Origin of the sequence: Burkholderia sp. Ac-20345, assembly GCF_017104825.1 — a bacterium.
Classification (GTDB): domain Bacteria; phylum Pseudomonadota; class Gammaproteobacteria; order Burkholderiales; family Burkholderiaceae; genus Burkholderia; species Burkholderia lata_B.
This window is the reverse complement of sequence record NZ_JAAGPO010000091.1, coordinates 23,412-39,506: the sequence shown is the minus strand read 5'-3', so window position 1 is coordinate 39,506 and position 16,095 is coordinate 23,412. Positions and strand designations below refer to the sequence as shown.

The following is a 16,095-nucleotide window of genomic DNA, read 5'->3' as shown; positions in this document are numbered from 1 at the left end:
GACGCGGCCGCGCACGGCTCCAGCAGGTTCGCGAGCGTCGCGTAGTCGGCCAGCGGCCGGCCGAACGACGGCACGGGCTGGCCGCCCGAGCGCACGACGGCGTTCGGCGCCATCCGCACGTTGATCTGGGGTTCGCCGACCACGACCGCGGTGATCCAGCCGCGGTTGTCCTGCTCGGCCGCCGCGAGCGATGCGCCGCCGCCGTTGCTGACCGACGCGGCGATCGTCGTGATGTCGCCCGCGCGATAGCGCACGCCGTGATGCGAGCCGTCGATCAGCGGTCCGAACTGCTCGTTGAGCGCCCAGTACGCGAACTCGACCGACTGCAGCGTCACGCGCCCCCAGTCCTGCTCGGGATTCTGCTGCGAATGCGCGTGCTTGAACGCATAGCGGTTCGGGAAGCGGGAATTGAACGCGGCGAGATCGCCGCTGGTGACGTTCGCGGTGAACAGGCTCGCGGTGCCGGCCAGCACCGCGTTGGCGAGCGTGCCGTCGATCAGCGTGACGGTATCCGACATGAGCTCGTGCGCGCCGTTGCCGCCGCCCTTGTCGTTGTAGGCCACCGCGCAGCCGCGCTTGAGCGCCCATTCGCCGGCCGCGGAAATCGCACCGTACACACCGCGCGAGCCCGACGACGTCGCGGTGACGATGCAAGGCTGCGCGGGATTGAAGCTGGCGGGCACCTGCACGAGCAGCGTGACGTTCTTGCTGCCGCTGCCGTCGTCGGAGTACGCGAGATATTCGGTGCCTGGAATCTTGCCCTGGCCGAGCGTGTCATTGCCGTCGAGGTCGACGTTCGGCCCCCAGAAGCGGCCGTAGCCGCCGTTCGCGCTCATGTCGACGATCGCGCGGTAGTTCGACCAGATCGCGAGGCGGCGCAGCTCGGCGCTCGTCGGCCGGGCGGCATTCGCGAAGCCGGGGGCGCTCGCCGAGCCGAGGCCCGTCTTGCCGAGGCCGGCCGTCAGCAGGTCGTCGCTCGCGCCGTCATAAGCGGTCGTGCGCACGCTGCCGGACACGAAACCGGGCAACCGGTTGCGCTCGGCCGAATCGTCGCCGTTGCAGGCGCCGAGTATCGTGACCGCGGCCAGCGCCGCGCCGAAAACCATCCGCCTGCCCCACCCGAGCCTCGTCATCGCCGCCCTCTCGATATCGTTATCGGTCCGCCGCCGCTGCGTGCGGCTTGCGGCCTCTCAAGCGCAAACGGGCCCCGGCATGCCGGGGCCCGCCTGAAAACGGGCGCACGCGGCGCTTGCGCGCCGCCGCCCGGCATCACTGCTGCTGAACCGTCAGCCTGTTCGTGACCGACGTCACGCCCTTCACGCCCTTGGCTGCAGCTTCGGCCTTGTCGATCTGATCCTGGGCCGGCATCGTGCCTTCCAGCGTGATCGCGCCACCCTTCGAACGCACGACGAGGTTCGACACGTTCTCGCCGGATTCCTTCGAAATCGCCTTGCGCACCGCGTAGCCGAGCTTGCGGTTCGCCTTCTTCGCGGTTTTCGCGGCGGCCTTCGGCGCGCTGGTCGCGGCCGCGGGCGCTTCCGTTGCCGCTGCATCGCTCGACTGCGCATACACGCTGCCCGACAGACAGGCCGCCACGGCGGCGACGCCCAACGCTCTCAACACGATCGACTTCATGCTATCTCCTTATCACTCCGGAACGGCCGTGCACAGTACGGCCGGATACCCCCAAAAACAGCCGGCCCGCGCGCGAACGGGCGGGACAGCCGGTGTTTTCCACGGCGATACGAGAGAGGCGAGACGGGCTGGCGGCCGGCGCACGCGAAAGCGGGCCGGCCGGGCCGGACAGCCGCCGGCCGGACGCGCCCGGTCTGCTTGCGTGCCGGGTCGCGCGCGAATCGGGCGCGGCTGCGTCGCACAATGTAATCCAGCGCCCGCCGAAGCGCAAAGCTTTTGACGCGGGGCCGCCCGCCACTGTCGCCGCGGTGCCGCGCCAGGCCACCCCACTCGCGCATGCAACGCGAAACCGGGTACCATCGCCGCGAGAATCGGCATCGTCCATGACAACCGTCCGACCGTCACCGATACGTCACGCCAGCGTCATCCGCCGCCCCCATGAAGCCAGCCCGCCCTCGCCCGCCTCGCCGCATCCTCGCCCGCTTCGTCGCGGTGTCGTGGCGCGACCTCGCACTGTCGATCGGCCCTACCGTGCTGCTCGCCGTCGCGGCCGTCTGGGTCGCGGTCAAGCTGATCCAGCCGGCGCCGCCGTCCACGCTCGTGATCTCGTCCGGGCCGCCCGGCAGCACGTACTGGAACGCCGCGCAGAAATACAAGACGATCCTCGCGAAGAACGGCGTCACGCTCGACGTCCAATCGTCCGAAGGGTCCGCCCAGAACCTCGCGCGGCTGTCGAACCCGAACGCGCCGGTCGACGTCGGCTTCGTGCAGAGCGGCATCGGCCCGAAGGAGCGCGACGAACACCTCGTGTCGCTCGGCAGCATCGGCTACGTGCCGCTCGCGATCATGTACCGCGGCCCGGTCGTCGCGCGCCTGTCCGACTTCAAGGGCAAGCGGCTCGCGCTCGGCGCGGAAGGCAGCGGCGCGCGCGAGCTGAGCCTCGCGTTGCTGAAGATGAACGGCATCGTGCCGGGCGGCTCGACCGAGCTGCTGCCGACCGCCGGCGAAGACGCGGCCACCGCGCTGCTTGACGGCAAGATCGACGCGGCGTTCCTGTCCGGCGACTCGACGCAGATCCCGGTGATGGCGAAGCTGTTCCGCGCGCCGGGCGTGCACGTGTATTCGTTCACGCAGGCCGAGGCGTACGCGCGGCGCTTTCCGTACCTGACCGCGATCACGCTGCCGATGGGCGTCTACGATCTCGGCCAGAACCTGCCGCCCGCCGACATCCACACGGTCGCGCCGACCATCGAGCTCGTCGCGCGCGACTCGCTGCACCCCGCGCTGTCCGACCTGCTGATCGAGGCCGCGCGCGAGGTGCACGGCCACGCGACGATCCTGCAGCACGCGGGCGAATTCCCGTCGCCCGTCACGCGCGGCTTCCAGCTCTCCGACGACGCCGCGCGCTACTACAAATCGGGCAAGACCTTCCTATACCGGCGGCTGCCGTTCTGGGTCGCGAGCCTCGTCGACCGTCTGCTCGTCGTGGTCGTGCCGCTGATCGTCGTGCTGATCCCGGGGCTGCGGCTCGTGCCGTCGCTGTACGGCTGGCGCGTGCGCTCGCGCATCTACCGCTGGTACGGCGCGCTGATCGCGCTCGAGCGCAGCGCGCTCGGCGAACACACGGCCGAGGAGCGCGTGCAGCTGCTCGACGAGCTCGACGACATCGAGGAAGCCGTGAACCGGATGAAAATGCCGCTGGCCTATGCCGGGCAGTTCTACGTGCTGCGCGAGCACATCGGCTTCGTGCGCGAACGGCTCACCGCGCACGACCATGACACGCCGGCCGCCCCGCCGGGCGCCGGCGGCCCGCCGCAGGCACGTTCCGAGGCCGCACCGCCGGCCGGCGCGCCCCCTCGGGCGACTCCCGGTTCCGCGTAAGCGGACGATCCGCGATCATTGCCGCATGCGCGCGCCGCCGCGTAACATGGAGGCCGCCGCCGGGCGCCGCACGCCCTACTCTCTGGAGATCGCCATGACAACCGGCCTCGACACTGCCCAACCCGCCTGGTTCTACGACTTCGTGTCGCCGTTCTCCTATTTGTTGCTCGAACAGCTCGACAAATGGCCGGACGTGCCGTTCGAGCCCGTCGCGGTGTCGCTGCCCGACCTGCAGCGCCACTGGGGGCAACGCTCGAGCGCCGACGTGCCGGCCAAGCGCGTGTTCACGTACCGTCACGCGCTGTTTCGCGCCGAACAGCTCGGCATCCGCTTCAAGATGCCGCCCGCCCATCCGTTCGATTCCGACAAGGTGTTGCGCCTCGCGATCGCGCTGCGCGCCGACATCGCGACCGTGCTGGAAATGTTCCGCTTCATCTGGCACGACGGCAACGATCCGTCGACGCCGGACGGATTCGCCGCGCTGTGCGAACGCGTCGGTGTCGGGCACGGTGACGAACTGATCGAATTCGAGGAGACGAGCGCGCAGTTGCGCCGCAACACCGACGACGCGATCGCGCTCGGCGTGTTCGGCGTGCCGACGTTCTGGATGAACCAGCAGCTGTTCTGGGGCGAGGACGCGCTGCCGATGGTGCTGTACTGCGCACGTACGCCGAACTGGCTCGAATCGCGCGAGGTCAACCGGATCAGCACGCTGCCGAAGGGCCGTGCGTGATGGCCGGTATCACGCACGGCAACGCGCGGCTGCGGTAAGGTTACGCTTCACCCGAATCACCCCCTACGATGGAAGACGACGACCGTACCGCCTCGCTCGATATCTGGCTCGTGCGCGTGTTGCGCACGCTGCTGCTCGAGCGCAGCGTCACGCAGGCCGCGCTGCGGCTGAACCAGACCCAGCCCGCGATCAGCACCGCGCTGCGCAAGCTGCGCGAAACGCTGAACGACCCGATCCTCGTGCGCGGCAAATCCGGGATGGTGCCGACCGAATACGGCGCGTCGCTGCTCGAGGCCGCGCAGCGCGCGCTGCGCGAGGTCGACTTCATCGCGACGCCGCACGGCGACTTCGATCCGTCGTCCGCACGGCGCACGTTCCGCGTCGCCGCGCCCGATTACCTGAACGATTTCTTCATGCCGACGCTGATCGAGCGCTTTCGCGACGCGGCGCCGCATGCGCACCTGGAAATCGATTCGCTGAATCCCGCGCTCGACCACGCGGGCGCGCTCGAATCGGGCGCGCTCGATCTCGTGATCGGCAACTGGCCGAAGCCCGACCCGCAATTCGCGCGCCAGGACCTGTTCTCCGACACGATCGTGTGCCTGATGCGCGATGCGCACCCGCTCGCGCGTGTGCCGCTCACGCGCGAAGCGTACGCGTCGGCCGCGCACGTCGCGCCGACGCCGTACACCGGCGACAAGCGCAACGCGATCGAGATCGGCCTCGCACGCGCGCGCCTCACGCGGCGCATCGTGACGACGCTGCCGTACTTCGGGATCGTGCCGCAGGTGCTGCTGCAGTCGGACCTGATCTTCACGACGACGCGCCGCTTCGCGACGCACTATGCGCAGTTGCTGCCGCTCGTGGTCGTCACGCCGCCGGTGCCGTTCCCGCGCATCAAGAGCTACCTGCTCACGCATCCGCAGCCCGACCGCCCGACCGACATCGCGTGGCTGTGCGCGCTGATGCAGAGCGTGTCCGACGAGCTGACGGTTCCCCGCAGCCGCAAGCGCTGAGTCACGGCACAAGACGCGGCACGGCCGCTCGAGTTCAGGCCGTGCAGAAAGTTTCCTGCAGATGGGTCCAGCGCACGACGCCCGCCTCGCGCTCGAACACGGCGGTCGCGCGGCGCGCAGGCAGCTCGCCCGAAGCCGCGTGCTGCGCTTCGAGATAGGTGATCACCGCATGCGATGCGTCGGCCGCGAGCACGCGAGTCTCCGACAGCGTGATGCGCAGCCCCGGCTTCGCGCCGGCGAGCTTCGCGAACAGCGCGCGCGTACCGTCGTGATCGACCTCGCGGCCGTCGGTCAGGATCATCGTGAATTCGGCGGAGAACCCGGCGAGCAGCGCGTCGAGCGCCTCGGGCGCGGTATCGACGCCGGACAGCCAGCGCTCGATGGCGACGAGGCTCGCATCGAGCGTGTCGAGATAGACTTGGTGATCGGACATGGTGCGTGCACGGTAAGGCGCGGCCCGGTGCCGCGCGTCGTCGTGCAGTGTATTCAAAAACGCGCGACCGTGCGCTGGCCGCGCGGCGCTACCGCGCGCAGGACACGTCGTCGCGCGCGCGCCCCGCTGCGGTGGCCTTCGCGTCGGCCACCGGCATGCCCGAGCGCGCCTGCAGCAGCTCCGCGCACACGGCCACCGCGATCGCGCCCGGCGCCTTGTCGATGATGCCCGCAACGCCGATCGGGCACACCATCTCCACGAGCCGCGCCGGATCGACGCCGCGCGCGGCAAGCCGGCGCTCGAACTTCACCCGCTTGGTACGCGAGCCGATCATCCCGAAGTACGCGTAGTCGCGCCGTCGCATGATCTGCGCGGCGAGCGAGAAGTCGAGCGCGTGGTTGTGCGTCATCACGAGGAAGTACGCGCCGGGCGGCGCCGCGTCGACGACGGCCTCCGGCGTGTCGGTGGGCTCCGGCTGCACGTTCGGCGGACATTCGTCCGGGAACAGCTCATCGCGCGTGTCGACCCACTGCACGACGCACGGCAGCGCGCCGAGCAGCGTGACCAGCGCGTGACCGACGTGCCCGGCGCCGAACAGCACGATGTGCATCGGCGCCGGCGTGCCGGTCGCGCGGTTGCGCTGGCCGGTGCCCGGCGCGAACGCCGGGGTCGACGCGGTGCGGAGCGAGCGTGCGGGGCCGTTCATGTCAGCCTCCGCTGGGCCGCCCCAAGGAGGCTGACCGCCCCCTCGGGGGGCAGTGAACGAAGAGAGCGTGCGGGGCCGTTCATCTCAGCCTGCCTTCGCCGCACGCACCGCGCTGACCGCGCGCAGGATCGACTCGCCGGTAGCCGGCGCGTCGAGCGGCGGGTTCACCTTGTAGTCGCCGACCGCGGCCACCGCATCGCGCACCGCGAAGAACACCGAGAACGGCAGCAGCAGCGGCGGCTCGCCGACGGCCTTCGAACGGTGGATGCTGTCCTCGACGTTGCGGTTCTTGAACAGCTGCACGTTGAATTCCGGCGGCGTGTCGTTCACCGTCGGGATCTTGTACGTGGACGGCGCATGCGTCATCAGCTTGCCGCCCTTGTTCCACCACAGCTCCTCGGTCGTGAGCCAGCCCATCCCCTGGATGAACGCGCCTTCGACCTGGCCAATGTCGAGTGCCGGGTTCAGCGACGCACCCACGTCGTGCAGCGCATCGACGCGCAGCGTGCGCATCTCGCCCGTCAGCGTGTCGATCACGACTTCCGACACGGCCGCGCCGTACGAGTAGTAGTAGAACGGCCGCCCTTGCAGCTTCGACTGATCCCAGTACAGCTTCGGCGTCGCGTAGAAGCCGTCGGACCACAGCTGCACGCGTGCGAGGTACGCCTTCGCGACCACTTCGCCGAACGGCACGCCGTTGCCGCCCACCCACACGAAGTCGTTGCCGAACTTCACGTCGGCCGCATCGACCTTGCCGTCGCCGAACTGCTTCGCCGCGAACACCGCGAGCCGCTCGCGCAACTGGCGCGCCGCATCCTGCGCGGCCTTGCCGTTCAGGTCCGAGCCCGTCGACGCCGCGGTCGCGGACGTGTTCGCGACCTTGCTGGTATCGGTCGCCGTCACGCGGATCCGGCCAAAGCGGATGCCGAGCTCATGCGCGACGACCTGCGCGACCTTCGTGTTGAGCCCCTGCCCCATCTCCGTGCCGCCGTGGTTCACGAGCACCGAACCGTCGGTGTAGATGTGCACCAGCGCGCCGGCCTGGTTGAAGTGCGTGACGTTGAACGCGATGCCGAACTTCACCGGCGTGATCGCGATGCCCTTCTTCAGCACCGTGTTGCGCGCGTTGAATTCGCGCACGCCCGCGCGCCGCGCGCGGTAGTCGCTCGTCGCCTCGAGTTCGCCGAGCAGCTCTTGCAGCACGTTGTCCTCGACCGTCTGCCCGTACGGCGTGACGTTGCGTTCGGTCTTGCCGTACAGGTTCGCATAGCGGACGTCGAGCGGATCGCGATCGAGCGAGCGCGCGACGTCGTCGAGGATGTACTCGATCGCGAACGCGCCCTGCGGGCCGCCGAACCCGCGGAACGCGGTGTTCGACTGCGTGTTGGTCTTGCCGCAGTAGCCTGCGATGTTCACGTCGCCCAGCCAGTACGCGTTGTCGAAATGGCACACCGCGCGCGTCATCACCGGGCCCGACAGGTCGGCCGAGAAGCCGCAGCGCGACGTCATGTCGAGCGCCACGCCGTCGATGCGGCCGTCGTCGTCGTAGCCGACGTCGAAGCGGTAATGGAAGTCGTGCCGCTTGCCGGTGATCATCATGTCGTCGTCGCGGTCCGGACGCAGCTTCACCGGGCACAGCAGCTTCCATGCGGCGAGCGCCGCGCAGCACGCAAACAGGCCCGACTGCGACTCCTTGCCGCCGAACCCGCCGCCCATCCGGCGGCATTCGACGAGCACGTTGTGCGACGCGACGCCGAGCACGTGCGCGACGAGGTGCTGCATCTCGCTCGGGTGCTGCGTCGAGCAGTACACGTGCATCCCGTCGTCATCCTTCGGCACTGCGTATGCGATCTGCCCTTCGAGGTAGAACTGCTCCTGGCCGCCGAGCAGCATTTCGCCCGACTCGCGGTGCGGCGCGACGGCGAGCCGCGCGGCCGCGTCGCCGCGCGCGAGCTTCAGCGGCGGGATCACGTAGGTTTCGGCCGCGCGTGCTTCCTGGGCGGTGAGGATCGCCGGCAGTTCCTCGTAGTCGACCTGGGCGCGGCGCGCGGCGAGCCGCGCGGTTTCATGCGACGTCGCGACGACGATGAACATCGGCTGGCCGACGAACTGCACGATGCCCTTCGCGAGCACCGGATCGTCGTGGATGATCGGGCCGCAATCGTTGACGCCCGGGATATCGTCGGCCGTGAACACGGCGACCACGCCCGGCGTCGCGCGCACCGCGTCGAAGTTCATCGACACGATCCGTGCGTGCGGCTTCGCCGACAGGCCGAGCGCGGCGTGCAGCGTGCCCGCGACAACCGGGATGTCGTCGGTGTAGGTGGCACGCCCGCTGACGTGCAGGTGCGCGGATTCGTGCGCGCGCGATACGTGGACCTGCGCGGCGTCGGCTTGCGGGTCGAGGGTGCTCAGGAACGGTTCTGCTTGCTGGTTCATGTTCGGTGTTCTCCGTCTTCAGACGCGCGCCGCGTCGGTGCCGACTTCGGCGGCCACTTCACGCACATTCAGGGCTTGCGGCGGCAGCGGGTCGTGCGGGCGCGTCTCCAGCCAGAATCGGTACATCAGGTTCTTCGCGGTATCGAGGCGGTACGTGCTCGTCGCGCGCATGTCGGACAGCGGCTGGTAGTCGCGCTCGAGCGCCTGCATCGCGGCCTGCGCGGTGGCTTCGTGCCACTGCGCGCCGTCGAGCACGGCTTCCGTGTGCGTTGCACGCTTCGGCGTCGCGGCCATCCCGCCAAACGCGATGCGCGGCTCACGGATCGTGTCGCCGTCCGCGATGAACGCGAACGCCGCGCACACGGCCGAGATGTCGGAGTCGAACCGCTTCGACAGCTTGTACGTGCGGAACTGCAGCTTCTCGCGCACGCCGGTGCGGGTCGGCACCTTCAGGCCGACGACGAATTCGTGCGGCGCCATGTCCTTCTGCTGATAGCCCGTGTAGAGCGCCTCGAGCGGCAGCTCGCGCACCGTGTCGCCGCCGCGCAGCACCACGCGCGCGCCGAGCGCGATCAGGCCCGGCATCGAATCGCCGATCGGCGAGCCGTTCGCGACGTTGCCGCCGATCGTGCCCGCGTTGCGGATCGGCAGCGACGCGAAGCGCTTCCACATCTCGGTCAGTTCCGGATACTGGCCGGCCAGCGCCGCATACGCGTTCTCGACCGTCACGCCCGCGCCGATCTCGATCCAGTCGCCGCGCTCGGCGAGACGCTGCAGTTCGGCGATCTGGCCGACGTAGATCAGGTCGTCGAGCCGGCGCATCTGCTTGGTAACCCACAGGCCGATGTCGGTGCTGCCCGCGAGAATGCGCGCGTCGGGCCGCTCGACCTTCAGCGCGGCCAGCGCGTCGAGCGTGCGCGGCGCCGCGAAGCGCGCGCCGTTGGTCGTCGCGTAGTCGAACGTATCGTCGCGCTTGAGCGACGCGAGCGTGCGGGCCAGCGCGGCCGTGTCGACCGGCGCCGACGGCGACGGTGCATCGAACATCTGTACGGCCGCATCGACGATCGGGCGATAGCCGGTGCAGCGGCACAGGTTGCCGGTCAGCGCATCGGCGATCTCGGTACGCGTCGGCACGTCCTTCGCCTTCGCGCACGTGCCGGCACTGCCGCAGCCTTCGTGGCCGTGCTTCTCGTACAGCGCCCACATCGACATGACGAAGCCGGGCGTGCAGAACCCGCACTGCGAACCGTGGCAGTCGACCATCGCCTGCTGCACCGGATGCAGCGCGCCGTCCGGCTGGCGCAGATCCTCGACCGTCAGCAGCGCCTTGCCGTCCAGCGTCGGCAGGAACTGGATGCATGCGTTGACGGCCTTGAACTCGACCGCGCCGGCGTCGGTCAGCTCGCCGACGACGACCGTGCACGCGCCGCAGTCGCCTTCCGCGCAGCCTTCCTTGGTGCCGGTGCAATGCGCGTCCTCGCGCAGGTATTGCAGCACGGTGCGGGTAACGTCCGCGCCGCTGACTTCGCGGATCGCGTGACGATGGTAGAAGCGGATCGGCTCACTCATGTCTCGATGGTTCTTCAAATGGGGGGCAAGGCGGCCCGCGCAGTGCGCTCGACCGACGTTTTTCTGACAGTTTGCACGCTATCACCATCAAATTCCGCAACCCATAGCCCATCACGCATGGGGCCCATATAACTGCCGCGATATGGGCGCCGGCGCGGCCCGGCGCCCTTTCCGCACGGTGCTCCGCCCACCATTTCGCAATGCCCCCGCCGATCCGCGGGCGACGAAATCGGGTCGCAATTAACTAAATGGTACCTGCGTGAAAACCGGTTCCATGGGAAAATCCCGATTCCCTTTTTCGCCGTCCTCCGTCCGTTTCGTTCATTCGTTCCGACCCCATGTCAACCGATTCCGCCACACCGCCGCGCAGCGGGTTCGCGGTCACGCTGCAAATCGTGTCCGTCGTCTGCTTCACGTTCATCTGCTACCTGACCATCGGCCTGCCGCTCGCGGTACTGCCGGGCTTCGTCCACGACGACCTCGGCTTTTCCGCGATCGTCGCGGGCGGTGCGATCAGCGTCCAGTATTTCGCGACGCTCGCGTCGCGGCCGCTCGCCGGGCGCCTGGCCGATACGCTCGGCCCGAAGCAGACGGTGCTGCGCGGGCTGGTCGGTTGCGGCGTGTCGGGCGTGCTGCTGCTCGTCGCGCTGCTGCTCGCGCACTGGCCGGTCGCGAGCCTCGTGCTGCTGGTCGCGAGCCGGCTCGTGCTCGGCGTCGGCGAAAGCCTGTGCGGCACCGGCGCGATCCTGTGGGGCATCGGCCGGGTCGGCGTCACGCACAACGCGAAGGTGATCTCGTGGAACGGCATCGCGACCTACGGCGCGCTCGCGCTCGGCGCGCCGGTCGGCGTCGCGATCGCGCATACGCTGAATCCGGCGCTGATCGGCGTGATCGTGATCGCGCTGGCCGCGGCCGGCTTCTACCTCGCGCGCCTGATCGCTTCCGTGCCGCTCGTGCACGGCGAGCGGATGTCGTACGCGAGCGTGTTCACGCGCGTGCTGCCGCACGGCCTCGGCCTCGCGCTCGGCTCGGCCGGCTTCGGCTCGATCGCGACCTTCGTCACGCTGTACTACGCGGCACGCCACTGGCCGAATGCCGCGCTGTCGCTGACCGTGTTCGGCACGCTATTCATCGGTGCGCGCCTGCTGTTCGCGAACACGATCAAGACCTACGGCGGCTTCCGCGTCGCGATCGTGTCGTTCGCGTTCGAATGCTCGGGCCTCGTGCTGCTGTGGCTCGCGCCCGTGCCGCACGTCGCACTGATCGGCGCGGCGCTGACGGGCTTCGGCTTCGCGCTGATCTTCCCGGCGCTCGGCGTCGAGGCCGTCTCGCTCGTGCCGCCCGCGAGCCGCGGCGCGGCGCTGTCCGCATACTCGGTGTTCCTCGACCTGTCGCTCGGCATCACGGGGCCGCTCGCCGGCTATGTCGCGGGTGCGTTCGGCTATCCGCAGGTGTTCCTGTTCGCGGCGGTGGCAGCTGCCGCGGGCGTCGCGCTGTCGATGGTGCTGTACCAGCGGCAGGCGCGGGTCGCGGGCAGCGGCGCGGCGGCCTGAAGACAGAAGAAGACAATGATCGGCGAACGCTGTTCGGAATGCGTTCGCGAACCATCGCCCGCAAGACAATGACGCCCGCTTTTGCGGGCGGTCAAAAACCTCACTGAATCGCCCTGCTTCGAGGCGTTACACGAGGGTCGTCACAAAGCCTTTGACATCCGCCTCGGCAAAGGGGAACCAGTTCGATATCAATCTGATACAAGTCTAGCGTTCCGTCGCGCTTCCGCACCATGTCATCAGTGAATGTCTTCTTTTCGACAATGATGTTTTCACTCTTGATTCCTAGTTGCTTTAGATATGCGACCGCCCCCATGGCACGCTCATCTTTAATCAGTTCGCCGCTCCGCTCTCTCGTATAAGCGCCGGATATTACGACGGCCTGAATTTCAACACCCGGCCATTTTTTTGCCTCGATTACCGCGTCGGCAATTCTTAGCCTGTCGGCATTAGAAACGTCGATGCTGTTGAGCGGCAACGGGATTCGGACCGATTCCCCTATCGTACATGCGTGTGAGGGAGTGATTCCAACGTATGCGAATAACGCGAGCATAGCCGATGCGCTCCGGATGATATCTTTGATGTGGGCCTTCATTCCATGACCCTCCTATCGAAGGTAGCAACATATCCCGTAATACTATCCGCATTTCGGATCGCGCTATCGGGATTGCTCATTGCAAAAATTCTCAATCCGGACTCCGTATCGGAATACGCAATATCATCGGAATTGAAAGTATCGATATAGTGCGTGCATTCATGGATGAGTGTTTTTACCTTCGCTGCCGTCCACAAGTCGCCGTTTGAAATCTTACAGAACTTCGAATAGATGGCAATGATTCGCTTTTCGGAGTCTGGCTTGCATACTGCAGCCGTATTGCTGCCGCTGTCGGGGACAACGCCACAGGTGAGCCGCTTGTTCATGGTGTCATCCCATCGAACAATTTTCTCCGGAACAAGCTCTTGCACAGCTATGAGCAGCCTGGGAAGCCCGATCGCCAGGGTTGCCCGGATGTCATTGTCGGCACGGCCGAAGTAGAGGCGGGCACGCGCCTGTTCCGCTACGTTCCACATAGTCACGCCCGCGATACGTTGTTGTATCAACGAAATCGCCGCATCACGAGCCCTCATGACTAATTCTCTGAATTCCTTGTTGCTCATGTTCGAGCATATGGGTGTCGTGTTGATAGACACATAGACCATCGACCCCGGATTGGTATTAGTGACGGCACCCGAATGAACGAGGATCCACTCTTCGTTATCCTGAACTTCGAAGTCGTATTTATTTCCCGAGAAATCACTCATGCGTCAATGCCCTCTCGTATAGATTTTCAATGATGCGGCGTCGTCGGTGGCGATTCGATGTGTTTGACCGGCCGTGTCCGTGGTACCGGTGAAAATCTGCCCGGAGCCAGTAACAATTCGATAGCGGACGTTTGCGAGCGGGCGGCGGGTGTCATCGAGCAAGGTGAATTGCTCGTCGTGTACGGCAACCGATCGAGCAAACGAGTGGTCGGCTGCATCGAGTTTTCGCCCATTCAGCGTCGCAGCCTCTCCCGCACTGAAAATCATCCGCATGCCGCGTTCAGCGTAGAAGATCGGCGGTGGATTGCATCCGCAAACATTGATATCCCCGCTTAACGCCCATTGTTTGCCGTTCGGACCGGTACCAGGCCGGCGCGGTCCTTGCGGTGCGATGTACCCTTCACGCTTGCAGGCCGAACAGTAGGTCTTCATGTCGAGCGTAGCGATAGGGACGCTGGGTGGCGGATCGGAACAAGTCACGGTGCCGAGGCCTTCGATAATCACCGCATCCCCGGCGCGGTCGCCTTTGGCAAGAAAGTAGCGGATCATGGGAACCACCTCAGTGGGAGATGGGTGAGCGAGTGACGACGCTAAATACAACGGACGCCGCCGCGCCCTGTCGCTCTGGACTGTCGGTGATCGTGTCGCCGTTATCTAGTTCACTGCCGACGAATGCGAGTGGCGCAAAGTCGGGCCTGTCGGCCAAACCCAGACCGCTGATGACGCGTGCGGTTGAGCCGTCCGGATAGTGGATCAGATCGCCCAACACGGCAGCCTTGCCCAGATGCGGTGTTACTTGCCATGTACTGGACGGCTCACGCAACGCACCGCCGCGCGCAGTCGTCGCACCACGTACGGCGAGTCTGTAGGCACGCGCTGCGGGCGACGGTACATAGGTCGGATCGAACAACCCCTCAACGCTTTGCCCATTGCGCACGTGAATGCCCCATGAGGTGCGCAGCGTTTCGATAATGCGGTCGCCGTTGCTCAATCGGCTGCCGACCAATGCGAACGGCTTGCCCCTGCTATGGTTGTTTCCCGCACCGTCGATGATCGCGGCTTCGCTACCGTCGTCGTAGGTCACCACGTCCCCGACGCAGGCCACTTCCAGTCCAGCCAAGGTCAGGCTGCTGGTTGCGGTGGTGACGCGCCCGCCGCGCTCCGTGAGTGCGCCAATGGTGGCGAAAAGATAGGTCGGTGCTTTGTGTTCATTTTTCATCCGGCTTCCCTGTGTCAGTAAATGGAATGACCTGCCTAAAAACGATATTCCAGATAAGAAACCTCGATCAATCGGACGAATATGATTCGGTGCCTATAGCAGATGCGAATTGTTCTGTTTTGCTGATTGAGTCAACCTAACGCAGGACTACGCCGGTCGAACGGCTCGGCAGCTTGATTTCTTCAGGGTTGATTTCCGACCAGCGGCCGACTTGTTCACCGCGCCCCCCCCCCCGGGGCGCTTGCTGGTTATTCGATCTCAAGTCGAAAACCAATCATTTACACATGACGGAACGCGCGCCCTAAACGAGTCAGGACGTTGAAGTTCCACACCAGCTTTGAGGGAGCGTCAGCGCTGCATTGCGAAATGCCCGTCGGGCGCCGCCAGTTTCAGGAGCACACACGCCCCTGGCATTCCGCGAAAGCTGCCGCTGCGCGTTCCACTCGCTCGACCTGCCCTTGCGACAACGCTTTCAGCGGCGCGACGTTGCCCAAGGACGCGTTCGGTACTGTGAGGAACTCCGATTTGCTCCGCTCCGGCAAGCCTCCGAGACGCTGGGGTCTCCTTCCCCACCGAGGTGTCGCCCTCCAAATAGAACGTCGAGTAGTTACGTGCTTGCGACTCGCGGTACCCGAACACCGGTTACGCCGTCCGGAGAAACAACCGCCGCGTCAGGTCGAACGCGACCAGGTTGCCGGCCACCACCAGCAGCAGCCCGACCACCGCGAGCGGCGACCACTGGTAGCCTTCGAACACCGTCGACACGGCCAGCGCGACGATCGGGAACAGCACCGTGCAGTACGCGGCGCGCTCCGGCCCGATCCGGCCGACGAGGGTCAGATACGCGGTGAAGCCGATCACCGAGCCCGGCACGGCCAGGTAGACGAGCGCGCCGAGATAGCGCGGGCTCGTGTCGAGCGTGAACGGCAATCCGGCCACCGCGCTGCCGACGGTCAGGATCGTCGCGCCGATCAGCATCGCCCAGCCGTTGGTCACGAGCGGGTGCAACCCCATCGACTGCATCCGGCTCGACAGCAGGTTGCCGGCCGAGAAACACATCGTGCCCGCGAACGCGATCGCGAGGCCCGTCCAGGTCGCGTGGTCGTCGAGATGGCCGGCCATCTGCTGCCAGAACAGGCACGCGATGCCGACCAGCCCGAGCAGCGCGCCGGCAATCGCCGACGGCCGCAGCGGACGGCCCATGAACAGCCGGCCGTTGATCGAGTTCAACAACGGCGCGGTCGAGAAGATCACCGCGACGAGGCCGCTCGGCACGACCTGCTCCGCGTAGTAGAAGCACAGGAAGTTCAGGCAGAACAGCGCGAAGCCTTGCGCCAGGAGAAAGCGCCATGCTTCACGCGGCGGGCGCACCGGCCGGCGCATCACGCGCAGCAGCGCGAACAGCACGGCGGCCGCGAGCCAGAAACGCCATGCGATCGACACGGGCGGCGGCACGGAGCCGAGCTGCCACTTGATCGCGATCCAGGTGGTGCCCCAGATCAGCACGGTGACGAAATAAAGCGACAGGTTCATGGCGGCAACGATCCGAAAAAACGGGTGAAACGGGATCCCGACTATGCCGCCGCCCGGCGCGCACCGATTGTCCGGAATT

Annotated in this window: 15 protein-coding genes; 4 read left to right on the top strand and 11 right to left on the bottom strand. The window is 66.7% G+C overall.

Features of this window, described 5'->3' with window-relative positions:
* Positions 1-1,133: D-(-)-3-hydroxybutyrate oligomer hydrolase (locus G3O06_RS27980; protein WP_241020273.1), on the bottom strand; the 1,133-nt coding region annotated here is incomplete at its 3' end.
* A 136-nt stretch (positions 1,134-1,269) separates the two neighbouring features.
* Complete coding sequence (locus tag G3O06_RS27975) at positions 1,270-1,635, bottom strand: BON domain-containing protein (RefSeq protein ID WP_174968428.1); 366 nt, start codon at positions 1,633-1,635, stop codon at positions 1,270-1,272.
* A gap of 438 nt (positions 1,636-2,073) precedes the next feature.
* On the opposite strand from G3O06_RS27975, the gene G3O06_RS27970 reads away from it, so the two are divergent.
* The 3 genes from G3O06_RS27970 (at position 2,074) to G3O06_RS27960 (ending at position 5,265) form a co-directional block, all read left to right on the top strand.
* Entirely contained in the window at positions 2,074-3,516 is a 1,443-nt protein-coding gene (locus tag G3O06_RS27970) for a TAXI family TRAP transporter solute-binding subunit (protein ID WP_175000561.1), read from the top strand.
* 94 nt (positions 3,517-3,610) lie between these two features.
* The gene (locus G3O06_RS27965; RefSeq protein WP_174913149.1) at positions 3,611-4,249 is read left to right on the top strand and encodes a 2-hydroxychromene-2-carboxylate isomerase; all 639 of its coding nucleotides are present in this window, start codon (positions 3,611-3,613) and stop codon (positions 4,247-4,249) included.
* Positions 4,250-4,317: 68 nt separating this feature from the next.
* Positions 4,318-5,265 (top strand): LysR family transcriptional regulator, encoded by a 948-nt coding sequence (locus G3O06_RS27960; RefSeq protein ID WP_043189348.1) that lies wholly within the window; start codon positions 4,318-4,320, stop codon positions 5,263-5,265.
* A 34-nt stretch (positions 5,266-5,299) separates the two neighbouring features.
* On the opposite strand, the gene G3O06_RS27955 is transcribed toward G3O06_RS27960, so the two are convergent.
* The 4 genes from G3O06_RS27955 to xdhA form a co-directional block, all read right to left on the bottom strand.
* On the bottom strand, positions 5,300-5,698 hold the full coding sequence (locus G3O06_RS27955; RefSeq protein ID WP_174968426.1) for a nuclear transport factor 2 family protein: 399 nt from the start codon (positions 5,696-5,698) through the stop codon (positions 5,300-5,302).
* Between the two features lie 88 nt (positions 5,699-5,786).
* Positions 5,787-6,404, bottom strand: coding sequence for a xanthine dehydrogenase accessory protein XdhC (gene xdhC, locus G3O06_RS27950; RefSeq protein WP_205818160.1), 618 nt, complete (start codon positions 6,402-6,404; stop codon positions 5,787-5,789).
* Positions 6,405-6,488: 84 nt separating this feature from the next.
* Positions 6,489-8,843, bottom strand: a complete 2,355-nt coding sequence (xdhB, locus tag G3O06_RS27945; protein WP_174913162.1) for a xanthine dehydrogenase molybdopterin binding subunit — start codon at positions 8,841-8,843, stop codon at positions 6,489-6,491.
* Between the two features lie 18 nt (positions 8,844-8,861).
* On the bottom strand, positions 8,862-10,412 hold the full coding sequence (gene xdhA, locus G3O06_RS27940) for a xanthine dehydrogenase small subunit (RefSeq protein ID WP_205818159.1): 1,551 nt from the start codon (positions 10,410-10,412) through the stop codon (positions 8,862-8,864).
* Between the two features lie 338 nt (positions 10,413-10,750).
* Between xdhA and G3O06_RS27935 the strand changes: the two genes are divergently transcribed.
* Positions 10,751-11,965 carry an MFS transporter gene (locus tag G3O06_RS27935; RefSeq protein WP_205818158.1) on the top strand — a complete coding sequence of 405 codons (1,215 nt, stop codon included), beginning with the start codon at positions 10,751-10,753 and terminating at the stop codon, positions 11,963-11,965.
* 100 nt (positions 11,966-12,065) lie between these two features.
* Here G3O06_RS27935 and G3O06_RS27930 read toward each other — a convergent pair whose 3' ends face one another.
* From G3O06_RS27930 to G3O06_RS27910, 5 genes are all read right to left on the bottom strand, one after another.
* Positions 12,066-12,557, bottom strand: a complete 492-nt coding sequence (locus G3O06_RS27930) for a hypothetical protein (protein ID WP_205818157.1) — start codon at positions 12,555-12,557, stop codon at positions 12,066-12,068.
* Positions 12,554-13,264 carry a M35 family metallo-endopeptidase gene (locus G3O06_RS27925; protein WP_205818156.1) on the bottom strand — a complete coding sequence of 237 codons (711 nt, stop codon included), beginning with the start codon at positions 13,262-13,264 and terminating at the stop codon, positions 12,554-12,556. The genes G3O06_RS27930 and G3O06_RS27925 overlap by 4 nt, the downstream gene beginning before the upstream one ends.
* 3 nt (positions 13,265-13,267) lie before the next feature.
* Positions 13,268-13,813 (bottom strand): PAAR domain-containing protein, encoded by a 546-nt coding sequence (locus G3O06_RS27920; protein ID WP_205818155.1) that lies wholly within the window; start codon positions 13,811-13,813, stop codon positions 13,268-13,270.
* Positions 13,814-13,823: 10 nt separating this feature from the next.
* A complete protein-coding gene (locus G3O06_RS27915; RefSeq protein ID WP_205818154.1) occupies positions 13,824-14,483 on the bottom strand; it encodes a PAAR domain-containing protein in 660 nt (219 codons plus the stop codon).
* A gap of 642 nt (positions 14,484-15,125) precedes the next feature.
* Positions 15,126-16,016: an EamA family transporter gene (locus tag G3O06_RS27910; protein WP_174913183.1), complete on the bottom strand. Its 891-nt coding sequence runs from the start codon at positions 16,014-16,016 to the stop codon at positions 15,126-15,128.
* Positions 16,017-16,095 lie beyond the last annotated feature (79 nt).